Annotated in this window: 24 protein-coding genes; 12 read left to right on the top strand and 12 right to left on the bottom strand. The window is 66.2% G+C overall.

From position 1 onward, the window contains the following. Position 1: 1 nt before the first annotated feature. Entirely contained in the window at positions 2-1,213 is a 1,212-nt protein-coding gene (locus ACFQ4E_RS04130; RefSeq protein WP_386801671.1) for an NAD(P)/FAD-dependent oxidoreductase, read from the bottom strand. Between the two features lie 79 nt (positions 1,214-1,292). On the opposite strand from ACFQ4E_RS04130, the gene ACFQ4E_RS04135 reads away from it, so the two are divergent. After that, positions 1,293-1,781, top strand: a complete 489-nt coding sequence (locus ACFQ4E_RS04135) for a peroxiredoxin (RefSeq protein ID WP_386801672.1) — start codon at positions 1,293-1,295, stop codon at positions 1,779-1,781. 64 nt (positions 1,782-1,845) lie between these two features. On the opposite strand, the gene ACFQ4E_RS04140 is transcribed toward ACFQ4E_RS04135, so the two are convergent. The 6 genes from ACFQ4E_RS04140 to ACFQ4E_RS04165 form a co-directional block, all read right to left on the bottom strand. Next, positions 1,846-2,136 carry a 4a-hydroxytetrahydrobiopterin dehydratase gene (locus ACFQ4E_RS04140; protein WP_386801673.1) on the bottom strand — a complete coding sequence of 97 codons (291 nt, stop codon included), beginning with the start codon at positions 2,134-2,136 and terminating at the stop codon, positions 1,846-1,848. Continuing rightward, on the bottom strand, positions 2,133-3,332 hold the full coding sequence (locus ACFQ4E_RS04145; RefSeq protein WP_386801674.1) for a GNAT family N-acetyltransferase: 1,200 nt from the start codon (positions 3,330-3,332) through the stop codon (positions 2,133-2,135). The genes ACFQ4E_RS04140 and ACFQ4E_RS04145 overlap by 4 nt, the downstream gene beginning before the upstream one ends. A 45-nt stretch (positions 3,333-3,377) precedes the next feature. Continuing rightward, positions 3,378-4,136, bottom strand: a complete 759-nt coding sequence (locus tag ACFQ4E_RS04150) for a glycerophosphodiester phosphodiesterase family protein (RefSeq protein WP_386801788.1) — start codon at positions 4,134-4,136, stop codon at positions 3,378-3,380. Continuing rightward, positions 4,133-4,591: a RidA family protein gene (locus ACFQ4E_RS04155; RefSeq protein ID WP_386801675.1), complete on the bottom strand. Its 459-nt coding sequence runs from the start codon at positions 4,589-4,591 to the stop codon at positions 4,133-4,135. Before ACFQ4E_RS04155 ends, ACFQ4E_RS04150 begins: the two co-directional genes overlap by 4 nt. 137 nt (positions 4,592-4,728) lie before the next feature. Continuing rightward, positions 4,729-6,039: an HlyD family type I secretion periplasmic adaptor subunit gene (locus tag ACFQ4E_RS04160; protein WP_386801676.1), complete on the bottom strand. Its 1,311-nt coding sequence runs from the start codon at positions 6,037-6,039 to the stop codon at positions 4,729-4,731. Beyond that, complete coding sequence (locus tag ACFQ4E_RS04165; protein ID WP_386801677.1) at positions 6,036-7,772, bottom strand: type I secretion system permease/ATPase; 1,737 nt, start codon at positions 7,770-7,772, stop codon at positions 6,036-6,038. The genes ACFQ4E_RS04160 and ACFQ4E_RS04165 overlap by 4 nt, the downstream gene beginning before the upstream one ends. Before the next feature lie 191 nt (positions 7,773-7,963). On the opposite strand from ACFQ4E_RS04165, the gene ACFQ4E_RS04170 reads away from it, so the two are divergent. Next, positions 7,964-8,812 carry a class I SAM-dependent methyltransferase gene (locus ACFQ4E_RS04170; protein WP_386801678.1) on the top strand — a complete coding sequence of 283 codons (849 nt, stop codon included), beginning with the start codon at positions 7,964-7,966 and terminating at the stop codon, positions 8,810-8,812. 3 nt (positions 8,813-8,815) lie between these two features. Here ACFQ4E_RS04170 and ACFQ4E_RS04175 read toward each other — a convergent pair whose 3' ends face one another. Continuing rightward, positions 8,816-10,984: a transglycosylase domain-containing protein gene (locus tag ACFQ4E_RS04175; RefSeq protein WP_386801679.1), complete on the bottom strand. Its 2,169-nt coding sequence runs from the start codon at positions 10,982-10,984 to the stop codon at positions 8,816-8,818. Positions 10,985-11,238: 254 nt separating this feature from the next. Between ACFQ4E_RS04175 and ACFQ4E_RS04180 the strand changes: the two genes are divergently transcribed. The 6 genes from ACFQ4E_RS04180 (at position 11,239) to dxs (ending at position 17,129) form a co-directional block, all read left to right on the top strand. Beyond that, a complete protein-coding gene (locus ACFQ4E_RS04180; RefSeq protein ID WP_386801680.1) occupies positions 11,239-11,577 on the top strand; it encodes a P-II family nitrogen regulator in 339 nt (112 codons plus the stop codon). Between the two features lie 38 nt (positions 11,578-11,615). Next, positions 11,616-12,944, top strand: coding sequence for an ammonium transporter (locus ACFQ4E_RS04185; protein WP_386801681.1), 1,329 nt, complete (start codon positions 11,616-11,618; stop codon positions 12,942-12,944). A 196-nt stretch (positions 12,945-13,140) separates the two neighbouring features. Then, positions 13,141-14,064, top strand: coding sequence for a histone deacetylase family protein (locus tag ACFQ4E_RS04190; protein WP_386801682.1), 924 nt, complete (start codon positions 13,141-13,143; stop codon positions 14,062-14,064). Beyond that, positions 14,061-14,306 (top strand): exodeoxyribonuclease VII small subunit, encoded by a 246-nt coding sequence (locus ACFQ4E_RS04195; RefSeq protein WP_386801683.1) that lies wholly within the window; start codon positions 14,061-14,063, stop codon positions 14,304-14,306. Before ACFQ4E_RS04190 ends, ACFQ4E_RS04195 begins: the two co-directional genes overlap by 4 nt. Continuing rightward, positions 14,303-15,169 carry a polyprenyl synthetase family protein gene (locus ACFQ4E_RS04200; protein ID WP_386801684.1) on the top strand — a complete coding sequence of 289 codons (867 nt, stop codon included), beginning with the start codon at positions 14,303-14,305 and terminating at the stop codon, positions 15,167-15,169. The genes ACFQ4E_RS04195 and ACFQ4E_RS04200 overlap by 4 nt, the downstream gene beginning before the upstream one ends. A gap of 34 nt (positions 15,170-15,203) precedes the next feature. Continuing rightward, positions 15,204-17,129, top strand: coding sequence for a 1-deoxy-D-xylulose-5-phosphate synthase (dxs, locus tag ACFQ4E_RS04205; RefSeq protein WP_386801685.1), 1,926 nt, complete (start codon positions 15,204-15,206; stop codon positions 17,127-17,129). 103 nt (positions 17,130-17,232) lie between these two features. Here the strand turns inward: dxs and ACFQ4E_RS04210 are convergent, their stop codons facing one another. Continuing rightward, positions 17,233-18,123, bottom strand: coding sequence for an SDR family oxidoreductase (locus tag ACFQ4E_RS04210; RefSeq protein WP_386801686.1), 891 nt, complete (start codon positions 18,121-18,123; stop codon positions 17,233-17,235). A gap of 164 nt (positions 18,124-18,287) precedes the next feature. On the opposite strand from ACFQ4E_RS04210, the gene ACFQ4E_RS04215 reads away from it, so the two are divergent. Together ACFQ4E_RS04215 and ACFQ4E_RS04220 are read left to right on the top strand one after the other, a co-directional pair. Further along, a complete protein-coding gene (locus ACFQ4E_RS04215; RefSeq protein ID WP_386801687.1) occupies positions 18,288-18,782 on the top strand; it encodes a transglycosylase SLT domain-containing protein in 495 nt (164 codons plus the stop codon). 52 nt (positions 18,783-18,834) lie between these two features. After that, positions 18,835-19,680 carry an urea carboxylase-associated family protein gene (locus tag ACFQ4E_RS04220; RefSeq protein ID WP_386801688.1) on the top strand — a complete coding sequence of 282 codons (846 nt, stop codon included), beginning with the start codon at positions 18,835-18,837 and terminating at the stop codon, positions 19,678-19,680. Positions 19,681-19,689: 9 nt separating this feature from the next. On the opposite strand, the gene deoD is transcribed toward ACFQ4E_RS04220, so the two are convergent. The 3 genes from deoD to ACFQ4E_RS04235 form a co-directional block, all read right to left on the bottom strand. After that, the gene (deoD, locus tag ACFQ4E_RS04225) at positions 19,690-20,394 is read right to left on the bottom strand and encodes a purine-nucleoside phosphorylase (RefSeq protein WP_386801689.1); all 705 of its coding nucleotides are present in this window, start codon (positions 20,392-20,394) and stop codon (positions 19,690-19,692) included. A 4-nt stretch (positions 20,395-20,398) separates the two neighbouring features. Further along, positions 20,399-20,707, bottom strand: a complete 309-nt coding sequence (locus ACFQ4E_RS04230) for an H-NS histone family protein (protein WP_386801690.1) — start codon at positions 20,705-20,707, stop codon at positions 20,399-20,401. A gap of 153 nt (positions 20,708-20,860) precedes the next feature. After that, the gene (locus ACFQ4E_RS04235; protein ID WP_386801691.1) at positions 20,861-22,837 is read right to left on the bottom strand and encodes a methylmalonyl-CoA mutase family protein; all 1,977 of its coding nucleotides are present in this window, start codon (positions 22,835-22,837) and stop codon (positions 20,861-20,863) included. A gap of 272 nt (positions 22,838-23,109) precedes the next feature. Between ACFQ4E_RS04235 and ACFQ4E_RS04240 the strand changes: the two genes are divergently transcribed. Both ACFQ4E_RS04240 and ccrA read left to right on the top strand, forming a co-directional pair. Further along, positions 23,110-24,477 carry a 1-acyl-sn-glycerol-3-phosphate acyltransferase gene (locus ACFQ4E_RS04240; RefSeq protein ID WP_386801692.1) on the top strand — a complete coding sequence of 456 codons (1,368 nt, stop codon included), beginning with the start codon at positions 23,110-23,112 and terminating at the stop codon, positions 24,475-24,477. A 164-nt stretch (positions 24,478-24,641) separates the two neighbouring features. Beyond that, positions 24,642-25,925: a crotonyl-CoA carboxylase/reductase gene (ccrA, locus tag ACFQ4E_RS04245; RefSeq protein WP_386801693.1), complete on the top strand. Its 1,284-nt coding sequence runs from the start codon at positions 24,642-24,644 to the stop codon at positions 25,923-25,925. Positions 25,926-25,944: the final 19 nt, after the last annotated feature.

The following is a 25,944-nucleotide window of genomic DNA, read 5'->3' on the forward strand; positions in this document are numbered from 1 at the left end:
CTCAGGCCTTGAGGAGAAGCTTGAGGTCCTGCGCCGGATCGGAGATCAGCGACGGCTCGGGCGATTTCCCGGCCTCGATCAGGCGCTTGCCGACCATGTAGGCGCGGGGATCGTCGATCGCGTCGACGGCGATCAGCCGCTCGCCCCGGTAATACCAGAAGGAGCGCCCGGTGCCGGGGCCGGAGCGCGTCACCACGCGGTCATGGCCGGAGCCCAGGCCCGCGATCTGGAGCTTGGCGTCGTATTGGTCGGACCAGAACCAGGGCTTGGCCTCGTAGGGGGTTTCCGCGCCGAGGATATTGTCGGCGACCGCTTCGGCCTGGTCGATGGCATTGCCGACGCTTTCAAGGCGAAGCCGACCGCCCTTGTGCGGGAACGAGGCGCAATCGCCCGCGGCCCAGATATGCGGATCGGAGCTGCGCCCGAAGCTGTCGGTGGCGATGCCGTTGTCGATCCCGAGCCCGGCGGCCTCGGCCAGGTCGGTCTCGGGGGTGATGCCCACGCCCACGATGACGAAATCCACGTCGATCCGCGTGCCGTCGGAAAGCTCGGCCTGGGTGACACGTCCGTCCTCGCCGATCAGTCGCGACAGGGCCGTCCCTTCCATGAGCGTCACGCCGTTTTCGCTATGGAGCTGGCGGAAATGGTCTGCCGTCTCGCGGGCGGCGACACGGCCCAGGATACGCTCGGCGGTTTCGACAAGCGTCACCTCGAGCTTGCGCTTCGCGGCGACGGCGGCGGCCTCGAGACCGATATAGCCGCCTCCGACGATCAGGACCTTGCGGCCTTCCTCGAAGCGGGGCGCCATCGCGTCCACGTCCGACAATCCGCGCACGACGAAGACACCGTCGAGATCGCCGCCGATGGAGGCGGGCAGGCGGCGCGGTTTCGAGCCGGTGGTGAAGACGAGGTGATCGTAGCTCAGCGTCTCGCCATCGACGGTCACGGTCTGCGCCTCGCGGTCGATTTCGGAGACGCGCGCGCCCAGCCGCAGGGTGATGTCGTTGTCTGAATAGAACTTCTCGGGGCGCAGGTAGAGCCGTTCGAGCGGCATGTCGCCCAGGAGATAGGCCTTCGACAGAGGCGGTCGCTGGTAGGGCAGGTGCGGCTCGGCGCCGATCAGGGTGATCTGGCCGTCAAACCCCTTGGAGCGGAGGCGCGCAACGCAGGCGGCCCCGGCCTGGCCTGCTCCGATGACGATGACGTGGGTCATTTCTGCTCCCCTCCGCTTGGCTTGACGCGTTGCAGACGTATATCCGGCTGAACGGAATGACAAATCGAGGAGCCGTTTCATGGCTATCAGTGAAGGCGATCGGCTGCCCGGAGCACATCTGGTCACAATGGGCGAGGACGGTCCGGTTCAGGTCGAGCTCGCCGGGCATCTGCAGGGCCGCAAGGTCGTCATCTTTGGCCTGCCGGGCGCGTTTACCGGCACCTGCAGCACCGCACATCTGCCGAGCTTCATCCGCACGCGCGACAAATTCTCGGACAAGGGCGTGGACGAGGTGATCTGCCTCGCGGTGAACGACCCGTTCGTGATGCGGGCCTGGGCCGAGATCACCGGCGCGGACAAGGCGGATATCACCATGCTCTCGGACGCCGAGGCGAGCTTTACCAAGGCGATCGGTATGGATTTCACCGCGCCGCAGGTGGGCATGGTGGATCGCTCGAAGCGTTACGCGATGCTGGTCGAGGACGGTGTCGTGAAGGTGCTGATGACCGAGACCAACCCCGGCGTCTGCGACGTCTCGGGCGGCGAGGCCCTGCTCGAGGCGATCTGATCTTTCGGCCGGACCGGAGCCGACTGCGCTCCGGTCCGGTGCTTTCCGTTAGGATATGGGTGGCTCAGAGCGAGTCCATCTTTCGCGCCAGCTTGACGTCGAGCGAGGACAGGCCGTCCACGTCATGGGTGGTCAGGGTGACGGTCACGCTGTTGTAGACGTTCGACCATTCGGGATGGTGGTTCCACTTCTCGGCCCAGAAGGCCGCGCGTGTCATCCAGCCGAATGCGTCGACGAAACTGTCGAACTCGAAGGTCTTGGTGATCGCGTCGCGATCCGGCGCGAGGCTCCAACCATTGGTCAGCAGCGGCTCCAGGATGGTTTTTCGGGCGGTGTCGCTGAGTTTCTCGGTCATTGCTGCTCCTGAATGTCGGTTTTTCGGAACGGGCCGAATTCGGTGAGGATCTCGATCTCTTCTTCGACGGCCCGCCGCTCGGCCTCGAGGTAGTGCGCAATCGCTTCGGAAAACCCTTTGTCCGCGATCCAGTGCAGCGAATGCGTCTCGGTCGGCAGGTATCCGCGTGCCAGCTTGTGCTCGCCCTGCGCCCCGGCCTCGACCCGTTCCAGACCGTGCGCGATGGCGAAGTCGATGGCCTGATAATAGCACGCTTCGAAATGCAGGCAGGGATGATGTTCGGTCGCGCCCCAGTAGCGCCCGAAGAGCGTGTCGCGCCCGATGAAGTTGAGCGCCCCGGCGACCTCTTCGCCGTCGCGGGCACACATCACCAGCGCGATGTCGTCGCGCAGGGTCTCGTGCGCGATCTCGAAGAAGGCGCGCGTCAGGTAGGGCGAGCCCCATTTCCGCGCACCGGTATCCTGGTAGAACTCCCAGAACGCGTCCCAGTGATGCGGCGCGATCTCGTCGCCGGTCAGGATGCGGATCTCTCCGCCGAAATCCTGTGCCGTGCGGCGTTCCTTGCGGATGGTCTTGCGCTTGCGCGAGGAGAGCGAGGCTAGGAAGGCGTCGAAATCGGCGTAGCCGTCGTTCAGCCAGTGGAACTGCTGCGTGGTGCGGCGCAGGAGGCCGATCTCGGCTCCGGCGATCGCCTCGGCCTCGGTGCAGAAGGTGGCATGGAGCGAGGAGCAGCCGGTCTGGCTGGCAAACTGCACCGCGCCCTGGATCAGCGCGGAGAGACCTTCGACCTCATGCCCGGGCTTGGTCAGGAAGCGCCGCCCGGTGGCCGGGGTGAAGGGAACCGCGACCTGCAGCTTGGGGTAATAGCGCCCGCCCGCGCGCTCGTAGGCATGCGCCCAGTTGTGATCGAAGATGTATTCGCCCTGGCTGTGGCCCTTGGCGTAGAGCGGCGCGACGGCGATGGTCTCGCCGTCCTTCTCGGCCACGAGGTGGCGCGGTTCCCAGCCGGTGCCCGGCCCCACGGAGCCCGAGCGTTCAAGCGCCGACAGGAAGCGGTAGGTGGTGAAGGGATCGATCGCGCGCCCGCCGTCTTTCGCCTCGGGGCAGGCACAGGCATCCCAGGCGGAGGCCTCGATCTGGTCGAGCCCGCTCAGCACCGATACTGCAATGGTCGCGTCTTGGGTGGCGCCTGTCATCTCTGCCCTCTAGTCCTCCGGATCTTGGGGCGGAGGAGGGGCGGTTCAAGCGGCGTAGCCCTCGAAGGTGACGTTCTGGGCGATCTTTCGGGCCTCGGCCTCGGCTTCGGGCGAGGTGATCGTCCAGCACAGCACAGCCAGACCGTCCGTCTTGAGCGCGGCGACACGCGGGCGGTCGAGATCGGTGGCCTCGTGGCTGATGAAAGAGGCGCCGACGTGATCGGCATCGTGGATCTCGCGCAGGCGGTCGCGGGTCGCGGCGGGAAGGGTCGGCCAGTCCTCGGGCCGGTAGGCCGAGGTGGTGAGGCCCCGCGGCACGTCCGGTGCGCGCCGCGAGAGGTGCAGGATGCTGTTGGGATTGAAGGACATGAGCGCGACCGGGCCCTCGTAGCCTGCAAGCGCGCGGCCCGTGGCCTCTTCGAGTGCGCCGGTCTCGGGCCCCATCGCGCCGTCCTGGTCCTTGACCTCGATCAGAAGCGGCGCGCGCCCGGCGACGAGGTCGAGGATTTCCGACAGCGTCGGGATGGTCTCGGTGCTGCCCATGAGCGGGATCGCCGCCAGTTCCCGCGCGCTGCGCTGGCGGATCGGGCCGCTCTCCAGCGACAGGCGCCGCAGGTCGTAGTCGTGAAAGACCATCGCCTCGCCATCCGAGGACATCTGCAGGTCGATCTCGATCCCGTAGCCTGCAGCGATGGCCGCGGCGATGGCCGCACGCGAGTTCTCGGGGCGGCTGTCGGAGAGGTCGTGATAGGCGCGGTGCGCAATCGGGCGGTCGAGAAAGACCGAAGGCAGGGGGATCATCAGCGGATCTCGAAGACCCCGTCGATCTCGACCGCGACGCCCAAGGGCAGCGATCCGGCGGAGACCGCCGAGCGGGCATGGCGGCCGGCATCGCCCAGAACCTCGACGAGCAGATCGGAGGCGCCGTTGATGACCTTGGGCTGATCGGTGAAGTCCGGGGTCGAGTTGACGAAACCGGTGAGCTTCACCACGCGGATGAGCCGGGACAGGTCGCCTTCGCAGGCGGCGCGCACCTGGGCGAGGAGCGACAGCGCGCAGCGGCGCGCGGCGGCGGCGCCGTCTTCGACGGAGACGGTGTCGCCGAGCTTGCCTTTGATCAGCCCGTTCTCGTCCTGGCTGATCTGGCCGGAGACATGCAGCAGATCGCCTGAGCGGACGAAGGGCACGTAATTCGCGGCCGGGGCGGGGGCGTCGGGCAGGCTCAGGCCGAGGGCGGAGAGGCGATCTTCGATGGACATGGGGCAGGGACCTTGAGTGGGGTGCAGCTTGGCGCAGGCTAGGCGGTCTCGGGCAGACAGGGAAGGGCCGGGAGACGCATTCCGAACCGGAATGCGCGCGAAATCCGGTTCGGATTTCGGATGCACGGTGCCCGAGGTCAGCTTTCGCGGAAGGCCTTGGCGAAATAGTCTGTCAGAGGCTTCGTCAGATAGGCGAGCGGCGTGCGGTCCTCGGTCCGGAGGAACGCCTCGACCGGCATGCCGGGGATCAGCGTCAGCCGTTCCGGCAAACGGTCGATCTCGCCTTCGGTCAGCACGATCTCGGCGCGGTAATAGCGCACCTGCGTGCCTTCATCCTCGAACGCGTCCGCCGAGATCTGCGTGACGGTTCCGAACAATTCCGGCGTTTCGCGCTGGTTGAAGGCCGAGAAGCGCAGGGTGACTTCCTGCCCGACGAAGAGCTGGTCGATATGGATCGGCAGCACCTGTGCGGCGATGATCAGTGGGCGATCCTGCGGCACGATATACATGACCGGATCGGCGGCCCGGATCACCGAGCGCGGCGTAAAGACGGCGAGCCCGTAGACCACGCCCGAAACCGGAGCGGTGATGTCGAGCCGCGAGAGCTGCTCCTTGAGCGCCCGGCGCTGCTCGCCCAGTTCGCGTTCCCGATACTGGAGATCGCGCAGCGTGGTGATCGCTTCTTCGCGGCGGCGGGTCTCGAGCTTCAGGATCTCGATATCGATCTCGGTCACCCGTCCTTCGGCCTGCGCCTTTTGCGCGACAAGCTCGCCGCTGTCGCCCGAGAGATTGGCGCGTTCGCGCTTCAGCGCGGTCACGCGGCTGGCCTGCGCAAGCCCCCGATCCAGCAGCGATTGCTGGTCGGCCAGCTCGCTTTCGATGAGCTCCAACTGCTCGGACAGCGCAGTCTGCTGCGACTCGATCCCCGAGATCTGATCGGTGATCTGCTCGGCACGCTTGGCGAGCTGTTCGATTTCGCGATCGACGGAATCCCGCCGCGCCTGGAAGAGGTTGCGCTGGCCTTCGACCAGTTCGCCGACCTCCTCATCGGTCTCGGCCCGCGCGAGAAGCTCTTCGGGAAATACGATCTTGTCCTGATCGTCGCGCTCGGCCTGAAGGCGGGCGCGACGGGCCATGAGCTCGAAATACTGGCCTTCTGTGATCGCGAGTTCCGAGCGCAGAAGCGTCGGGTCGAGCCGGATCAGCACCTGCCCTGCCTCGACCACGTCCCCCTCATCGACGAGGATCTCGTTCACGACGCCGCCATCGGGGTGCTGGACGATCTGGCGGTTCTGGTCGACCTCGATATTGCCCTGCGCGACGATGGCGCCCGCGATATTGGTCCGCCAAGCCCAGGTGCCGAAGCCGCCGACCAGCAGCCCGACCGCGAGGATGCCGACGATCATCGGCGTGCGGATCGGAAAGTTCTTGGTGATCGGATCGCTCATCGCACACCTCCCGGGGTAACGGCTGACGTGATTTCACGATGGTTCTGCACCATCGACTCCAGGACTTCCTGCTTGGTGCCGAAGGCGGAGCGCGATCCGTTCTCGAGCATCAAGAGCATGTCGCATTCCTTGATCGCGGCCGGTCGGTGGGCCATGACGAGGACCGCCTTGCCCTGGTCCTTCATCTGCCGGATCGCGGCGTTCACCGCCTCGGAACCCTCGTTGTCGAGGTTCGAGTTCGGCTCGTCGAGCACCAGGATCACAGGGTCGCCATACATCGCGCGGGCAAGGCCGATCCGCTGCATCTGGCCGCCCGAGAGACGCCCCCCGGTCGAGGAGACCCGGGTGTCGTAGCCTTCGGGCAGTTTCAGGATCATCTCGTGCGCGGCGGCCTTCTTGGCGGCCTCGACCACCTTGGCGTCGTCGGGTGCGGCGGAGAGGCGTGCGATGTTCTCGGCGATGGTGCCGTCGAAGAGCGTCACCCGCTGCGGCAGGTAGCCGATATGCTTGCCGAGCACGTCGGTGCCGTATTGCTCGAGCGAGGCGCCGTCGAGCCGGACCTTGCCGCCCGCGGGCCGCCAGACGCCGGTCAGGGCGCGCGCGAGCGTCGACTTGCCCGCGCCTGAGGGACCGATCACGCCGATCGCCTGGCCGGGACGCACCTGGAATGTGACAAGGCGCAGCGCGGCCTGCTGTTCGCCGGGCGGGACCACGGTCAGCTGCTGGATGTCGAGACGGGCCTCGGGGCGCGGCAGGTCGGTGCGCGGCTGCTCGGGCGGCATCTCTCCCAGGAGCTGCGCAAGGTTGTGCCAGCCCTTGCGGGCGCGCTCGACCAGCGGCCACTGGCCGATGGCCAGCTCGATCGGCGCAAGCGCGCGGCCCATCAGGATGGAGCCCGCGATCATCGCGCCCGCGGTCAGCTCGTTCTGGAGCACGAGATATGCGCCGAGGCCCAGCATCGCCGATTGGAGGATCAGGCGCAGCGTCTTCGTCAGCGTCGAGAAGCTGCCGACAAGGTCCGAGGACCCGATCTGGCCCTTGAGCGATTTCGCCCGCGAGACCTGCCAGCGGCGGAACGCGTCGCCGCGCATGCCCATCGCCTGGACCATCTCGCTCTCCGAGCGGATCTGATCGGAGACCTTCTCGGCCTCGAAGGTCGCGCGGTTCGAGGCGAGCGAGGGATTGCGGGTCACGGCCTGGTTGATGATCGTGATCGCGATCAGGACCACGCCGCCCGAGATCGCGAGAATGCCGAGCCACGGGTGGAAGAGGAAGATCCCGAAGAGAAACACAGGCGTCCACGGCATGTCGAAAAACGCCATCAAGACCGGAGAGGCCATCAGCCGCTGGACCGATTCGAGATCCCGCAGCCCGGTCGCCGCGATCTCGTCGGGCTGGATCGCGGAGCGGCGCACGACGGCGTCGAAGACCCTCAGGTCCAGCCGGGCCTGAAACCGCGCCGCGACCCGGTTCATCACCCGGCCCCGGACGTAATCGAGAATGCCCATCATCCCGTAGAGGAACACCACCAGCACCGACAGCGCGATCAGCGTCGCGATGGAACGCGAGCCGAGCACGCGGTCGTAGACCTGCAGCATGTAGAGCGGGCCGGTCAGCATCAGCATGTTCACGAAGAAGCTGAAGATTCCCACGAACCAGAAATAGGGGCGGCTTTCTCTGCGCGCCTTTCGAAGTTCTGCGTATCCCGCTTCGAGTGCTCTGTCGTTTGCCATTGGTCTTCCCCGGGGGCGGTGCGGCGGCCGGTCCCATCCTGTCAGCCGCGGCGGTCTATGCGATCGTCAATATCAATAAGGTGCCTAATAACGGCTTGACCATAGCGCGCTGCGGAGAGGACCGTAAGCGCGAAAGGGCCTGCGGCGGGAAGATCACGGAGCGGGCGTCAACGCTGCGTCAAGGAGATGACATGACCGAGGAGAATGCCGCGCAGGCCGCCTTCTGGGAAGGCGATCCGGGCCAGGCCTGGGTGCGGCTCCAGCCCGAGCTCGACGAGATCCACGCGCCGGTCCTCGCGGAACTCCTCGCCCGCGCGGACGCGCGGCGCGGAGAGAGGGTCATCGACGTGGGTTGCGGCGCGGGCACCTCGAGCCTCGCGTTTGCGGGTCGCGTCGGCCCGCACGGGCGGGTCGAGGGGATCGACATTTCCGGCCCGCTTCTGGAGAGGGCCGAGAAACTGGCGCGGCAAAGCGGCCACGATCACCTGAGCTTCCGTCACGCCGACGCTCAGGATGCCGATTTCGAGCCCGGCGCTGCCGATCTCGTCGCCTCACGCTTCGGTGTCATGTTCTTCGCCGATCCGGTCGCGGCCTTTGCCAATCTGCGCCGCGCGCTGGCAGCGGACGGGCGTCTGGTGTTCGCGGCCTGGGACGAGGCGCGCCACAACCCGTGGTTCGCGACGCCGCGCCAGGTGGCGGTTGCGCGTCTGGGCGAGCCCGCCCCGGGCGATCCCGACGGGCCCGGGCCGATGGCCTTCCGCGATCCGGGGCGTGTCGTGGGTCTGCTGGAGGCGGCGGGGTTCAGAGAGGCTGCCTGCGAGACCGTCGATCTCGAGCTCGTACTCTCCGAGGGCGCGCCGGGGCTCAGGCGGCTGTTGCCGGTCATCGGGCCGATCAAGTCGGTGGTCCGCGAGCAGGGCGGCACGCCCGAGGATCTCGATGCGCTGATCGAGGAGACCATCCAGGCCTTCGCCCCGCATCTCGGACCACGTGGGCTGCGGCTGCCCGCGCGCGTGCATTTCTTCCGCGCGCTGGTGTGAGCGTCAGTTGCCGAAAATGTCCCGCAGAAGCTGATCGACGAAGCCCGCGACCGGATCGCGCTGCTGCTGGCGCCGTTGCGGCTGTTGCTGCTGGCGCTGGACGGGTTGCGGCGCAGGTTCGGCCACCGGCCGGTCCGGCACGATCATCGGCAGGGGTCTCGGCGGCAGGCCCTGGTGGGCGCGGACCATCGCTTCGTGCCAGATCTCGGCTGGAAGACCGCCGCCGGTGACGCCGCTCAAGGGCGTGTTGTCGTCATAGCCCATCCAGACCCCGGCGACGTAATCGGCGGTGAAGCCAACGAACCAGGCATCGCGCTGCTCGTTCGAGGTGCCGGTCTTGCCCGCGGCCTCGCGGTCCGGCAGGCGGGCGCGGGTGCCGGTGCCTTCCGAGACGACCTTTTCTAGCATGAAGACCAGCTCGCGGGCGGCGTCTTCGCGGATCACCCGCTCGCCGACACCGCCGCGACGGCCGATCAGCGGCTCGTCATCGCCCTTGATGGTCAGGTTGTCGACGCCGTAGGGCGCGACCGAGCTGCCGCCGTTCAGGATGCCCGCAAATGCGCCGGTCATCTCGAGAAGCGAGGCCTCGGAGACGCCGAGGGCCAGCGAGGGCGTGTCCACCAGCGTCGAGTCGATGCCGAAATCCGTGGCGACGCGCGCCACGAGGTCGCGGCCCACCTGCTCGGAGATCTTGATCGCGGGGATGTTGAGCGATCGCTTCAGCGCGTCGATCAGCGTGACCCGGCCCGAGAAATTGCGGGTGTAGTTCTTGGGGCACCACTCGCCGGAGCCGGGGATGTTCATGCAGAACGGCTCGTCGACGACGGTGTCATAGGGCGAATAGCCGAGCTCCAGCGCGGTCGCGTAGATGAAGGGCTTGAAGGCCGAGCCGGTCTGGCGGCGCGCCTGGGTGGCGCGGTTGAAGACGCCCGAGACGCCGGTCTTGCGGCCCCCGACCATCGCCCGGACCGCGCCATCGGCGGACATGATCACGATCGCGGCCTGCGCTTTGGAGCCCGCCTTGACCTTGGTGTTGAAGATCTCCTGCATGGCGCCTTCGGCGGCACGTTGCAGGCGCGGATCGAGCGTCGTGCGGATCGACACGTCCTGGCGCGAGCCGATATCGGCGAAGGGCGGTAGCGTATCCATCACCCAATCGGCGAAATATCCGCCGGTACGCCGTTCGGCGGCCTCGGAGAGGGTGGCGGGCTGGGCCCGCGCCGTTGCCGCCTGCGTGTCGGTCAGAAAGCCCTGTTCCTCCATCAGGCGCAGGACGGTGGCGGCGCGCGCATGGCTGCGGTCGAGATCGTTGGTCGGTGCAAGGGACGAGGGCGCGGTCAGAAGGCCCGCGATGATCGCCGCCTCGGATGGGTTCAGGGCCGAGGCCGGTTTGGCGAAATAGCGCTGGGCGGCCGCCTCGGCCCCGAAGGCGCCGGCGCCCATGTAGGCCCGGTTGAGATAGATCGAGAGGATCTCGTCCTTGGAGTATTTGAGCTCCATCGCGAGCGCGTAGATCGCTTCCTTGGCCTTGCGCGACAGGCTCGAGCGGCGGCAGTCCGAGATATACGCGGCTTCTGTGTCCCAGACCTCGGGGTCATACTCGACGCCGAGGCAGAGAAGCTTGGCGGTCTGCTGGGTGATTGTGGAGCCGCCGTGACCCGAGAGCGGACCGCGCCCTTCGCGCAGGTTGATCCGGACGGCCGAGGCGATGCCTCGGGGGCTCAGGCCGAAATGGGAATAGAAGCGCTTGTCCTCGGTCGCGAGCACCGCGTTCTTGAGGTAGGGGCTGACGCTGTCCGCAGTGACCGCGCCACCGAACTGGTCGCCGCGCCAGGCGAAGACGCGTCCGTCGCGGTCATAGAGCGTCACCGAGCCCTGCGCGCGGCCGTCGGTCAGCTTGGCGTAATCCGGAAGCGTGACGTAGACGCCCCCCACCAGCACGGCGAGCACGAGCGCGGCCACGAGGGCGAGGCGCGAGGTGACGACCCAGATCAGCCGCCAGAAGCTGCTCCACACCCACAGGATCACCCGGGCCAGCGGGTTTCGCGCGGTCTTCGAGGATCTCTTGCGGGGTGTCTTCTTGGTCGCGCTCTTGCGCGCTGCGGCGGGTTTGCGACCTGACGTTCGCCGATCGGCAACAAGACGGCCCTTGCCGCTGCCTTTTTCACTCATGTGGACCTGCCCGAGGGATGTTTGCGGTCAAGATAATGCCTGCGCGCCGGGATGTGGACCGGTCTGGTGTGAAATGCACGGGTTTTTATTTTGCACTCTTTTTGGGCGATATCGAATAGTCGCCTAAAAACTATGCAAACACCCTGGTCCGAAAGTATCGTTTCGGCCCCGTCGCCTTCCAAAACGGCTGCCTCTTCCTGTTTCTGCGGGTGTCACATGCTGGCACTGGCTGGCTCGAACTGAAAGGGATCAAGGTGAAACTGATCATTGCGACGATCAAGCCGTTCAAGCTGGAGGAGGTCCGCGAAGCTCTGACCTCCATCGGCGTGCGCGGCATGATGGTGACGGAAATCAAGGGCTTCGGCTCGCAGTCCGGACATACCGAAATCTATCGCGGCGCTGAATACGCGGTGAATTTCGTGCCCAAGATCAAGCTTGAGATCGTGACCGCGGCGGCGATGGCCGATCAGGTCGTCGAGACGATCACCAAGACCGCGCAGACCGGAAAGATCGGCGACGGCAAGATCTTCGTGCTCGACGTGGAATCCGCGGTGCGGGTGCGCACCGGCGAGACGGACGCGGACGCGCTCTGACCCCAAGGGCAACTGGCAAACGACTTCAAGGGAAACGGATGATGAAACTTCTCAAGACCATCGCCCCGGCCGTCGCGCTCTCCGCGCTTCCGGTCATGGGCCTGGCGCAAGAGGCCGAAGCGGCGGCCGCGCCTGACATCAACCCCTATATCTTCACGACGCTGCTGTTCCTGATCGGCGGCTTCCTCGTGTTCTGGATGGCGGCGGGCTTTGCGATGCTCGAGGCCGGCCTGGTGCGCTCGAAGAACGTGACGATGCAGCTGACCAAGAACATCGCGCTCTTCTCGCTCGCGGCGATCATGTACTGGCTCGTGGGCTTCAACCTGATGTACCCGGGCGATGGCTGGACCATCGCGGGCTATGTCGGCACGCTCTTCGCGCCGACCTCGCTAGAGCCCGTCGGTCTTGATGCCGCCGATGCCGCGCTCGACTACGCGTCGGTCGGGTCGGACTTCTTCTTCCAGCTGATGTTCTGCGCGACCACCGCGTCGATCGTCTCCGGCACCCTCGCCGAGCGCATCAAGCTCTGGCCCTTCCTGATCTTCGTGATCGTCCTGACCGGCTTCATCTACCCGATCGAAGCGTCCTGGCAGTGGGGCGGCGGCTGGCTGTCGGAAATGGGCTTCTCGGACTTCGCGGGCTCGACCCTCGTGCACGCAGCGGGCGGCTTCGCGGCGCTTGCAGGCGCCCTGATCCTCGGACCGCGGATCGGCAAGTACAAGGACGGCCGCACCATTCCGATGCCCGGCTCGAACCTTGCGCTCGCAACCCTCGGCACGTTCATCCTGTGGCTCGGCTGGTTCGGCTTCAACGGCGGCTCGCAGCTTGCGATGGGCACCGTGGGTGACGTCACCGACGTGTCGCGCATCTTCGCCAACACCAACATGGCGGCAGCCTCGGGTGCCGTGGCGGCGCTGATCCTGACCCAGGTGATGTACAAGAAGCCCGACCTCACGATGATCCTGAACGGCGCCCTCGCGGGTCTCGTCTCGATCACCGCGGGCCCGCTCGATCCGTCGCTCTTCGGCGCGCTCTGGATCGGTGCCATCGGCGGCGTGATCGTGGTCTTCACCGTCCCGATGCTCGACAAGATGAAGATCGACGACGTCGTCGGCGCGATCCCGGTCCACCTGCTTGCAGGCATCTGGGGCACCATCGCGGTTCCGTTCTACACCGAGGGAACCAGCTTTGTGACCCAGATCATCGGTGTGGTCGCGATCGGCGCCTTCGTCTTCGTGGTCTCCTCGGTGATCTGGTTCATCCTCAAAGCCACCATGGGCATCCGCGTCAGCGAGGAAGACGAGATCAACGGTCTCGACATGGCCGAGCTGGGGATGGAGGCCTATCCCGAATTTTCCAAGGGCTGATCTCTCCTTCCAATCAGCCATGGATGCACTGCCCGGGCGGCTCGACCGCCCGGGCTTTTTCTTTTGCGGCTCCGGCGTTCGGAGGATCGGCCAGGCTCGGGAATAAGGCGCGCGACAAAGGGTTGCGGGTCCTGCGGGCTTGCGGTTTTGTCGCGGGGGCGTCCATTGGGGCGCAACGAGCTGCCCCGGAGAGACCATGACCGCCCTCATCACCCATGCCGATTGCCTGCACCATGTCACTCCGGACGGGCATCCCGAACGAGTCGCGCGGCTGGAGCATCTCCTGCACGCGCTCGAGGGCCTCGACCTGGCCCGCGTCACCGCGCCCCTCGCGACCGAGGAGGACCTGCTGCGCTGTCACCCTCAGGACCATATCGACGCGATCCGCGACGGGGTTCCGGCCCGCGGTTTCGCGCAGGTCGACGGCGACACCTGGCTGTCGCCGGGATCATGGGACGCGGCCTTGCGCGCGGTCGGGGCGGCGCTGCGGGCGGTCGACATGGTGGTCGCGGGGGAGGCGGCGAACGCGTTCTGCGCCACCCGCCCGCCGGGGCACCATGCCGAGACGCAGACCGCGATGGGCTTCTGCCTCTTCGGCACCGCCGCCATCGCCGCGAAGCACGCGCTCGATCATCACGGGCTCGAGCGCGTCGCCGTCTGCGATTTCGACGTGCATCACGGCAACGGCACGCAGGATCTCCTTTGGAACGAGCCGCGCGCGCTGACGATCACCAGCCACCAGTCGCCGCTCTGGCCCGGGACCGGCGCGGCCTCGGAGCGCGGGGCGCATGACAATGTCATCAACCTGCCGCTGCCGCCGCGGTCGGGCGGTGCGGAAATGAAGAAGGCCTGGTCCGAGCTTGCCTTCCCGCGGCTGAGCACCTTCGAGCCGAAGCTGATCATCATCTCGGCAGGCTTCGACGCCCATCAGGACGATCCGCTCGCCATGCTGGAATGGACGGTCGACGATTTCCGCTGGATCACCCGCGAGCTCTGCGCCATTGCCAGCACGGTCTGCGGCGGGCGCGTGGTCTCGACACTCGAGGGCGGCTATGATCTGGAAGCGCTCAGCGCCGCGGCGCGGGCGCATGTGGAAGGATTGATGGAGGCAGCCGGATGAGCGACGAAACTCCGGTCGAAGAGATGAGCTTCGAAGAGGCGATGAAGGCGCTCGAGCAGGTCGTGGGCCAGCTTGAACGCGGCGACGTGCCCTTGGAGCAGTCCATCGCGCTCTATGAACGCGGCGCCAAGCTCAAGGCCCATTGCGAGAGGAAGCTCAAGGACGCCGAGGAGAAGGTCGCGGCGATCACCCTCGATGCCAACGGCGCGCCCAAGGGCACGACGCCGGTCGAGGGCCTGTGAATTTCGAAACGGCGCTGGCCTCGCGCGCAGCCGAGATCGGGGGCTTTCTCTCGGAACGGCTGGCCGACCTGCCGGAGGGACCGGTCACCGAGGCGATGCGCTACTCGCTCGACGGGGGCAAGCGCCTGCGCGGCTTCCTCGTGATCGAAAGCGCCGCGATCTTCGGGATCCCGTCGGCGCATGCGATGCCCGCCGCCGGAGCCATCGAGGCGCTGCATGCTTACAGCCTCGTCCATGACGATCTGCCGGCGATGGATGATGACGACACCCGGCGCGGCAAGCCGACCGTTCACGTGAAGTGGGACGAGGCGACAGCGATCCTCACGGGCGATGCGCTCCAGAGCCTGGCCTTCGAGCTCGTCGCCCAAGGCGATCTTCCGGCGGCCCGCAAGCTCGACCTCTCGCACTCGCTGGCGCTGCGGGCGGGCGCGCGCGGCATGGTGCGCGGGCAGGCGCTCGATATCGCCGCCGAGAGCGCGGGACAGGCGCTGGACCAGGCGGCCATCGAGGAGCTGCAGGCCTGCAAGACCGGCGCGCTGATCGTCTGGTCCTGCGCAGCGGGGCCGCTGATGGCCGGAGAGGATACCCAGCCGCTCTGCCGCTACGCCGACGCGCTCGGCCTCGCGTTTCAGATCGCCGACGACATTCTCGATATCGAGGGCGATGCGGCGACCGTTGGCAAGGCGGTGGGCAAGGATGCCGACCGTGGCAAAGCGACCTTCGTTTCGCTTCTGGGCCTCGACGGGGCCAAGCGCCGCGCGCGAACCCTTGTGGACGACGCCTGCGACGCCCTATCTCCCTTCGGAGCGGCGGCCGAGCCCTTGCGCGGCGCCGCGCGTTTTGTCGTCTCGCGGCAGAGCTGATCTTGCGTTAATCGGCCCCTCGAAAGGAGCCATCATGTCCGACCGACCCGACACCCCCTTGCTCGACCGCGTTCGCACGCCCGCCGATCTCAAGGGCTTTTCGGATGCCGAACTGCATCAGGTGGCCGACGAGCTGCGCGCCGAGACCATCTCGGCGGTCTCCGAGACGGGCGGGCATCTTGGCGCGGGCCTGGGCGTGGTGGAGCTGACCGTCGCGCTGCACGCGGTCTGTGACGCGCCGCGCGACAAGATCATCTGGGACGTGAGCCACCAGTGCTATCCGCACAAGATTCTCACCGGCCGCCGCGACCGCATCCGGACGCTCCGGCAGAAGGACGGACTCTCTGGCTTCACCAAGCGTTCCGAAAGCCCCTACGATCCCTTCGGCGCGGCGCATAGCTCGACCTCGATCTCGGCGGCGCTGGGCTTTGCCGTGGCGCGCGATCTGGGCGGCGCCTGCGAGACCGGGCATGGCGATGCCATCGCGGTGATCGGCGACGGCGCGATGTCGGCGGGCATGGCCTACGAGGCGATGAACAATGCGGGCCACCTTAAGAAGCGGCTGATCGTGATCCTGAACGACAACGAGATGTCGATCGCGCCACCCGTCGGCGCGCTGTCCTCCTACCTCTCGCGCCTTTATGCCGAGGCGCCGTTCCAGGATCTCAAGGCCGCCGCCAAGGGCGCGGTCAGCTTCCTGCCCGAGCCGTTCCGCGAGGGCGCCAAGCGCGCCAAGGACCTGCTCAAGGGCATGGCGGTGGGCGGCACGCTGTTCGAGGCGCTGGGGTTCTCATATCTCGGGCCCATCGACGGGCACGATCTCGACAGTCTTCTGCCGGTCCTCCGCACCGTCAAGGCACGGGCGACGGGGCCGATCCTCATCCATGTGCTGACCAAGAAGGGCAAGGGATACCGGCCCGCCGAAGAGCGCGCCGACCGCGGCCATGCCACCGCGAAGTTCGACGTGGTCTCGGGGACGCAGGTCAAGGCCAAGTCGAACGCGCCATCCTACACCAAGATCTTCGGCGAGACCCTCGTCGATCTGGCCGAGGCCGACAGCCGCATCTGCGCGGTGACCGCGGCGATGCCGGACGGGACGGGTCTGAACCTGATGGCCGAGCGGTTCCCGTCGCGGGTCTTCGACGTGGGCATCGCCGAGCAGCATGGCGTGACCTTCGCCGCGGGACTCGCGGCCGGCGGGATGCGGCCCTTCTGCGCGATGTATTCGACCTTCTTGCAGCGCGGTTACGACCAGGTGGTGCATGACGTGGCGATCCAGCGGCTGCCGGTGCGCTTCGCCATCGACCGTGCCGGTCTCGTGGGCGCCGATGGCGCGACCCATGCGGGGAGTTTCGATATCGGCTACATGGCGAGCCTGCCGGGCGTGGTGGTGATGGCCGCCGCCGACGAGGCCGAGCTGCGCCACATGGTGGCGACCGCCGCCGCCCATGACGACGGCCCCATCGCGTTCCGCTACCCGCGCGGCGAGGGCGTCGGCGTCGAGATGCCCGAGCACGGAACGCCGCTGGAGATCGGTCGCGGCCGGGTGGTGCGCGAGGGCGGTCGTGTGGCGCTCCTGTCCTTCGGAACACGGCTTGCGGAAGCGCTGACCGCGGCAGAGGCGCTGGCGGCGCGGGGGATCGAGGCGACGGTGGCAGATGCGAGGTTCGCAAAGCCGCTCGACCGGGACCTGATCCTCAGGCTCGCGCGCGAGCACGAGGCGCTGATCACGCTGGAAGAAGGGGCGATCGGCGGGTTCGGAAGCCATGTCGCGCAGCTCCTGGCGGAGGAGGGCGTGTTCGATACCGGTCTGAAATTCCGCTCCATGGTTCTGCCGGACAGCTTCATCGACCAGGCGAGCCCGAGCGACATGTATGCGGTCGCGGGCCTCAACAGCGCGGAGATCGAGGCCAAGGTGCTGGCCACGCTGGGCGTCGCGCAGGTCAGTCGTCGGGCGTGATCCGATGGTCCGGGCAGCAAGCTGCCCCGGGCATGTCTGGCCCGCTGATCGTCCCGATCATCGGGCGGGCGAGAGGCGCTGCCTCTCGCGCTCTCCGGGATATTTATCCGACAGATGAAGCCGGCGCGGTCCGCTCTTCCTCGTCGAGGAGGGACGCGAGACCGCTGCGGTAATCGGGATAGAGCAGGGTGACGCCCAGCTCGTCCTTGATGCGGTCGTTGCGCACCCGCTTGCTGTCGCCGTAGAAGCTGCGCGCCATCGGCGACATCTCGGCCTCTTCGAACGGGACCTCGGGCGGACGGGGCACGCCGAGAAGATCGGCGGCATGCGCGAGCACGTCCTGCGGGGGAGCGGGATCGTCGTCGCAGAGATTGTAGACCCGGCCGGGATCCGGCTGCCGGATCGAGGCCTCCACGATCTGGGCGATGTCTTCCACATGGATGCGCGAGAAGACCTGGTTCTTCTTGATGATCCGCCGCGCGGTGCCCGCGCGGACCTTGGCGAAGGGGCCGCGGCCCGGGCCGTAAATGCCGGCCAGCCGGAAGACATGCACGGGCAGGTCCGGGATCGCGAGCCAGGCGGCCTCGGCCTCGACGCGCAGGCGTCCGCGCTCGGAGCCGGGATCGGCAGGCGTGTCCTCGTCGACCCAGCCGCCGTCATGGTCGCCATAGACGCCGGTGGTCGAGAGATAGCCCATCCAGCGGATCCGCGACGCCCGTGCGGCGATCTCGTCACCGATAACCGCCAGCGCCGGGTCGCCCTCGTCCCCGGGCGCGGCGGACATGAGTAGGTAATCAGCGCGGTCGAGCGCCTCGAGAAGCGCGGATCTCTCCCAGAGCACCGGGGTGATGCCCGTCGCCGACAGAGCCTCGGCCTTGTCGGGAGAGCGGGTTGTGCCGAGGATCGTCCAGCCTTGCGGCAGGAGCCGCCGGGCGAGGGCGCGCGCCGAATATCCGTGGCCGAGGGAGAGGAGGGTGCCGGGAGAGGTGGTCATGGGGCCAAGTTGTCCTCGGGAGCGGGGCTTTGCAAGAGCGCGGCGCACCGCCGAGCGATGCGCGGGGAGTTGCCTATGCGCGCGGGAGCGACCGGTTTTGACGCGCGCGCCGGGGAGAGAAAGGGTGTAGGCCATCGGGCATCGAAACATCGTGAGTCCGCGTCATGCGTTCCATTCCCGTTCTTCTCATCGCGCTCGGCCTGCCGTTTCTCGGCGCCTGTGCCGGCACCTCTGCGCCCACGGGCGGCAACCAGGCGAACTTCGTCGCCATCGCTCCGGCCCTGCCGCTCTATCCCAACGAGACGCCGGAGCTGCGCCAGCTCATCAACACCTATGCCGATCTCTACGACGTGCCGCGGCCCCTGGTGCACAAGGTCATCATCCGCGAGAGCACGCACCGTCCCTGGGCGCGCAACGGTCCCTATTACGGGCTGATGCAGATCCTGCCCGCGACGGCGCGGGGGATGGGCTTCCGGGGGGACGCCTCGGATCTCCTCGATGCGGAGACCAACCTGAAATACGCGGTCAAGTACCTGCGCGGGGCCTGGCTTTTGGCCGATGGCGACTATGACACCGCGGTGAAATGGTACGCCCGGGGCTATTACTACGAGGCCAAGCGGCGCGGGATGCTGGTCGAGACCGGGTTGCGCGCGGGCTGAGCTTGTCCCGGGCGCCGCTCTCGGATCAGATGGCGGGCAAAGGAGGCCCGCCATGACATCAGAGCCAAGGGATGCCACGGACCGGCGCGAGATCGCGCCGGTGATCTGCTATCCGACCGACGATCTGCCGCAGCCCGACATGGCGCTCTATGCCTCTGCGCTGGCAGGCGCGACGGTGACGGACATGGTCCGCGTCGAGCCGCGGGAGGCCGGGTGTTTTACCGTGCCCGCCGGGTCGTTCTTCCGCATCCGGTCCGTCGAGGGGCCGCAGGTCGGTGATCTGAACCTCTGGTCGGCGGCGGAGCTGTCCGAACGGTTCTACTCCGGCAAGACCCGCGCGCTCCACGGCACGCATGTCGGTCTCGGAGATCGGCTCTGGTCAAGCTTCCCGACACTCCGGCCGATGGCCACGCTCGTCGAGGACAGCCTGTCCTGGTACGGGCAGGACGCCTATGGCTGCCGCGTGCACGACGTGATCGGAACGCGCTGCGACCCCTATACCGGGAACCTGCTTTCGGGCACGCAGTATGACAATTGCTGCCATTCGAACCTCGTCCGCGCGCTCGCCTCCGAGCGGGAACTATCGCCTGATGTTGCCGAGGCGCATGTGCACGATGTGCTGAACGTCTTCATGTGCACCGGCTTCAGCCGCGATACCGGGCAATACATCATGAAGGCCAGCCCGGTGCGGCCCGGCGATCATCTGACGCTTTTTGCCGAGATCGACCTTCTGGGCGCGCTCAGCGCCTGTCCCGGAGGAGATTGCGGCGCCGAGCATACGAGCGACGTGGCGCCCTGTTTTCCGCTGGAGGTCGATATCCTGACGCCGGATGACGATGCGCTGTCAGGTTGGATGCCGCCCGCGCCCAACGGATACGATCGGAGCCACGGCGTGTAAGCGGCGCGCTCAGGCGAACGCCGCTTCCAAGGCCACTTCGACCATGTCGCCGAAACTCGTTTCCCGCTCCGAGGCGGGCAGGGCTTCCTGCGTCTGGAGATGATCGCTGACGGTCAGAACCGCAAGCGCCCGGACGCCATGGCGCGCGGCGAGAATATAGAGTTCGGCCGCCTCCATTTCGACGCCGAGAATACCGTGCCGGGTCATCTGTTCGTTGAGATCGGGGCGCTCGTCATAGAACACGTCCGACGAATAAATGCCGCCGATATGGGTTTTATGATCTCTCGCAGCAGCCGCGTCCGCTGCGGCTTTCAACAGGCCCCAATCAGCACAAGGCGCGAAATTCAGCTCGCGGAACATACCGCGCGAAGGCGTCGACAGGGTCGAGGCGGTCATCGCGAGGATCAGGTCGCGCAACCCGATCTGGGGCTGCATCCCGCCGCAGGACCCGATGCGGATCAGGGTTTTCGCCCCGTAATCGTGGATCAGTTCATTGGCGTAAATCGACAGCGATGGCATTCCCATGCCGGAGCCCTGGATGGTGACCTTCTGTCCCTTCCAGGTTCCGGTATAGCCGAGCATGCCCCGCGTCTCGTTGACCAGTTTCGGACTGTCGAGAAAGCGCTCCGCCGCCCATTTCGCCCGGTACGGATCACCGGGCATCAGAACGGTTTCCGCGATCTCGCCCGGGGCGGCGCCGATATGAATGGTCACCGGATCAGATCTTCAGATCGTCCAGGGAGGCGCCATTAGCGAGCGATTCATTGACCCAATTGGGTTTGCGACCGCGGCCGGTCCAGGTCTGCGTCGGATCGGAGGGGTTCGCGTATTTCGGAACGCCCTTGCCGCCTTTTCCGTCGGCGGTGATCAGCTCATCCAGAGAGAAGCCGTATTCCTTTGCGACCGCATCGGCAGCGCGTTTTGCTTCAGCGCGACGGCGTGCTTCGACAGTTTTGAGCGCTTTATCGACATCGGAGCGAAGTTGTTTCAGCTCGTCCTTCGACATTTTTTCAAGATCGATTGCCATTATTATTATCCCGTGTGTGTGCGGGAGGAATACAGCGCCGGATCATTTTAAAAAGCAATAGGGAATAGTCTTGGAAGCCCGATTAAATAATAAAAAACGCACTCTCTTCTATCCGAAGGGAGTGCGTATTGGGTGTTTCTATTCTTCCGGTTGTTATTCTGCGGCGACCGCCTTGGGGTCGGCGAGGGTCACGATATCTTTCATGATCGTATTCAGTACAAAATCCTTCGGCGTATAGACCTTGGCCACGCCCATCGCCCGAAGATGCTTTGCATCTTCGTCGGGAATGATGCCGCCGACGATCACGGGGATATGGCTGAGGCCCGCGGCACGCATGCGCTCCATGAGATCCTCGACCAGGGGCAGGTGGCTGCCTGACAGGATCGACAGGCCGACGACATGGACCTCGTTCTCCTGCGCAGCCGAGACGATCTGTTCCGGGGTCAGGCGGATCCCTTCGTAGTCGATCTCCATGCCGCAATCGCGGGCGCGGAAGGCGATCTGCTCGGCACCGTTGGAATGGCCGTCAAGGCCGGGCTTTCCGACGAGGAACCGCAGGCGCCGCCCGAGGCGGTCGGAGACCGCATCGACCATCTCGCGAATGTCATCCAGGCCTTCGGTCTTGTTCGAGACTGATTTCGACACGCCGGTCGGGCCGCGATATTCGCCATGGGCGGCGCGCATCTCGCCTGCCCATTCGCCGGTCGTGACCCCGGCCTTCGCGGCGGCAATCGACGCCTCCATCACGTTGCGCCCGTCGCGGGCGGCGGAGCGGAGATCCGCAAGGGCGGCCTCGACCGCCGCGCTGTCGCGGCTCGCGCGCCAGTCGTTCAGCCGCGCGACCTGGTCCTGCTCGACCGCGGGATCGACGACCATGATGCCGCCGTCCTCTCCGAGAAGCGGGGAGGGCTCGGACTGGGTCCAGCGATTGACGCCGACGACGACGGTTTCCTCGCGCTCGATGCGGTTGACGCGGTCCGCGTTGCTCTCGACCAGGCGCGACTTCATGTAATCGATGGCGCCGATGGCGCCGCCCATGGCGCCGAGATTGGCCAGTTCCGACCGCGCGCCGTCCTTCAGCTCTTCGACCTTGCGCTCGACCGCCGGGTTGCCGTCGAAGAGATCGTCATATTCCAGGAGATCGGTCTCGTAGGCCATGATCTGCTGCATGCGCATTGACCATTGCTGGTCCCAGGGACGCGGCAGGCCGAGCGCCTCGTTCCAGGCCGGAAGCTGGACCGCGCGGGCGCGGGCCTTCTTGGACAATGTGACGGCCAGCATCTCGATCAGGATCCGGTAGACGTTGTTCTCGGGCTGCTGCTCGGTCAGGCCGAGCGAGTTCACCTGCACCCCGTAGCGGAAGCGCCGGAACTTCGCGTACTCGATGCCGTAGCGGTCGCGCAGGATCTCGTCCCAGAGATCGACGAAGGCGCGCATCTTGCACATCTCGGTCACGAAACGGATGCCGGCATTCACGAAAAAGGAGATCCGGCCCGCGAGCGTCGGGAAATCCTCGGCGGGAACGCGGGGTTTCAATTCGTCGAGGACCGCGATGGCCGTTGCGAGCGCGAAGGCCAGTTCCTGTTCCGGCGTCGCTCCGGCCTCTTGCAGGTGGTAGGAGCAGACATTCATCGGGTTCCACTTGGGAACGTGTTTGTAGCAGTACTCCGCGACGTCGCCGATCATCTTGAGCGAGGGTTTCGGCGGGCAGATATAGGTGCCGCGGCTGAGGTATTCCTTGATCAGGTCGTTCTGAACCGTTCCCTGAAGCTTCGAGATATCCGCGCCCTGTTCCTCGGCCACCGCGATGTAGAGCGCCAGAAGCCAGGGCGCGGTCGCGTTGATCGTCATCGAGGTGTTCATCTGCTCGAGCGGGATCTGGTCGAAGAGGGTGCGCATGTCGCCAAGATGGCAGACGGGGACGCCGACCTTGCCGACCTCGCCGCGGGCAAGGACATGGTCGCTGTCATAGCCGGTCTGGGTCGGCAGGTCGAAGGCCACCGAAAGACCCGTCTGCCCCTTGGCGAGATTGCCGCGATAGAGCGCGTTCGAGGCCGCTGCGGTCGAGTGTCCGGCATAGGTCCGGATCAGCCACGGTTTGTCGCGCTGGGGCGTCTGGGTGTCGGACATTTTGGACCTCCGGGTCGTTAGATGGCGTCGCAATAATATTTCGCTCGGGCTTGCTTATTCGAAACATTATGGCGATGTCAATTCGCCGCGCTGCGGCATCCCTCACTGGATAGCGCGTTGCTGCGGTTGCGAGAAGAGGGTTGCGCCGGGATCGGTTTCCGAACCGGAAACCGCGCGAAATCCGGTTCGGATTTCGGCCCCCGCAAACGGCGAGCGTTGCGCCCTGCGTCTCCAGACTTGTCGGATCTGCGATCCGCTGCGACTGTCGGGCCATGACCGGCACCGTGACGCTCCCGATCTGGCTTTTTGTCCTCATCGTGCTTTTTGCAGCGGTGACCTTCGCGTCGCATTTTCTCTTTCCGTCGGTGCGCTGGTTCTTCCGCCGGCGGGCCGAACGTCTTGTCGCCCGGCTCAACACCCGGCTGGAGCGCCCGATCGAGCCGTTCAAACTCGCGCGACGCTCGGACATGATCCTCCGGCTGGTCTACGATCCCGAGGTGACCCGCGCCGTCGCCGAGCATGCCCAGGAGACCGGGACCCGCGAGGACGTGGCTTTCGAGATCGCGCAGCGCTACGCCCGCGAGATCGTTCCCGCCTTCTCCGCCCTGATCTATTTCGGCGTCGCCATCCGGTTGGCGCGGCTCTTGTCCAACGCGCTCTACCGGATCGCGGTGATCTCTCCCAACAGCGCGGCCATGGCAGAGATCCCCCGCGACGCGACGGTGATCTACGTGATGAACCACCGCTCGAACATGGATTACGTTCTCGTCACCTATCTCGCGGCCGAGCGGCAGGCGCTGAGCTACGCGGTGGGCGAATGGGCGCGGGTCTGGCCGCTGTCCTCGCTGATCCGCGCGATGGGCGCCTATTTCATCCGTCGCAAGTCGCGCAACGCGCTTTATCGCAAGGTCCTGCAACGCTACGTGCAGCTGGCGACGGTCGGGGGCGTGTCGCAGGCGATCTTTCCCGAAGGAGGGCTCAGCCTCGATGGTGCGATCGCGACGCCGAAGCTCGGGCTTCTGAAATACATCATCGAGGATCTGGATCTCGAAGCGCGGGACGTCGTCTTCGTTCCCGTCGCTCTGAATTACGACCGCGTGCTCGAGGATCGCATTCTTGTCGCCGCCGGACAATCGGGCGAGCGGCGCTTCAACGCCTCGATCTCGGTGGTCATGCTCAAGGCGATCCGGCTCCTGTGGCTCCGCGTCACCGGGCGCTACCATCGCTTCGGGCATGCCGCGGTCGGCTACGGCGTGCCGATGTCGCTCAGGGATCATCGCGAACTCGCCGAGGACCCCGAAGCCCTGGCCAACCATCTCGTGGCGCGGATCGCGGATGCGGTCCCGGTTCTGCCGGTTCCCCTTATGTGCCACCTCCTTCTGACCGAAGGTCCGCAGGATCGGGTCGCGCTGGAGCGACGTGTCACCGAGGTCCTGCGCTTGCTTCCCTCCGACCGCGTGCATGTCCCGCGCGGGCAGCGGGCACTCATTGCTGAGCACGGGCTGCGCATCCTGCTGCGCCGGGGCCTTGCGGTCGAGGCGGAGGGGCAGGTGTCGCTGGTCCCGGAGCAGCGCCAGATCGCTGAATATTATGCCCGCTCGATCCAGCATTTCTGGCGGGATGATGCGGGCGCAGCATAAGTTTCTGCGCCTGCGGGGTCATAAAATTACAAAAACGGCCTAAGTCTTGTTGAATTGTTGCTCGCCGGACTGTATTCCGGCTCGGAACCGCTCGATTCTGCGGCGCGGCGCAGGATGCGCTCCGCGGGTCGGGCCAGATCGTCAGACTCAAGAAGGAGGCAGACATGGCTCTCGATACGCAGACCGACATCGTGCACTACGACGCACCGGAGAAAGACCTGTACGAGGTCGGCGAGATGCCCCCGATGGGCTACGTGCCCAAGAAGATGTATGCGTGGGCGATCCGTCGCGAGCGCCATGGCGATCCCGACAAGAGCTTCCAGCAGGAAGTGGTCGACGTCCCGAAGCTCGACAGCCACGAAGTGCTGGTGCTCGTGATGGCCGCCGGTGTGAACTACAATGGCGTCTGGGCGGGCAAGGGCGTTCCGATCTCTCCCTTCGACGTGCATGGTGCCGAGTTCCACATCGCGGGCTCGGACGCGTCGGGCATCGTCTGGGCGGTCGGTGACAAGGTGAAGAACTGGAAGGTGGGCGACGAGGTCGTCATCCACTGCAACCAGGACGACGGTGACGACGAAGAGTGCAACGGCGGCGACCCGATGCTGTCGCCGAGCCAGCGGATCTGGGGCTACGAGACGCCGGACGGCTCTTTCGCGCAGTTCACCAATGTGCAGGCCCAGCAGCTCATGCCGCGTCCGAAGCACCTGACCTGGGAAGAGGCCGCCTGCTACACGCTCACGCTGGCCACCGCCTACCGGATGCTCTTCGGCCACCATCCGCATGAGCTGAAGCCGGGTCAGAACGTCCTGGTCTGGGGCGCGTCGGGCGGTCTCGGCTCTTACGCGATCCAGCTGGCGAACACGACCGGCGCCAACGCCATCGCGGTGATCTCAGACGAGAGCAAGCGGGATTTCGTCATGTCGATGGGCGCGAAGGGCGTGATCAACCGTCGCGACTTCAACTGCTGGGGTCAGCTCCCGACCGTCAACACGCCCGAATATAACGAGTGGCTGAAGGAAGCGCGCAAGTTCGGCAAAGCGATCTGGGAGATCACCGGCAAGGGCGTGAACGTGGACATGGTCTTCGAGCACCCGGGCGAGGCGACCTTCCCGGTCTCCACGCTGGTGGTGAAGAAGGGCGGCATGGTCGTGATCTGCGCAGGCACCTCCGGCTTCAACACCACCTTCGACGTGCGCTACATGTGGATGCACCAGAAGCGCCTGCAGGGCTCGCATTTCGCGCATCTCAAGCAGGCCGCCGCGGCCAACAAGCTGATGCTGGAGCGCCGTCTCGATCCCTGCATGTCCGAGGTCTTCCCCTGGGCCGAGATCCCCGAGGCGCATATGAAGATGATGCGCAACGAGCATAAGCCGGGCAACATGTCGGTTCTCGTGCAGTCGCCGAAGACCGGGCTGCGCACGCTCGAGGACGTGCTCGCCAACGGCTGAGAAACACAGCGTTTCCGAA

It is taken from the genome of Litorisediminicola beolgyonensis (genome assembly GCF_042679605.1).
In the GTDB taxonomy this organism is placed as follows: Bacteria; Pseudomonadota; Alphaproteobacteria; order Rhodobacterales; family Rhodobacteraceae; genus Litorisediminicola; species Litorisediminicola beolgyonensis.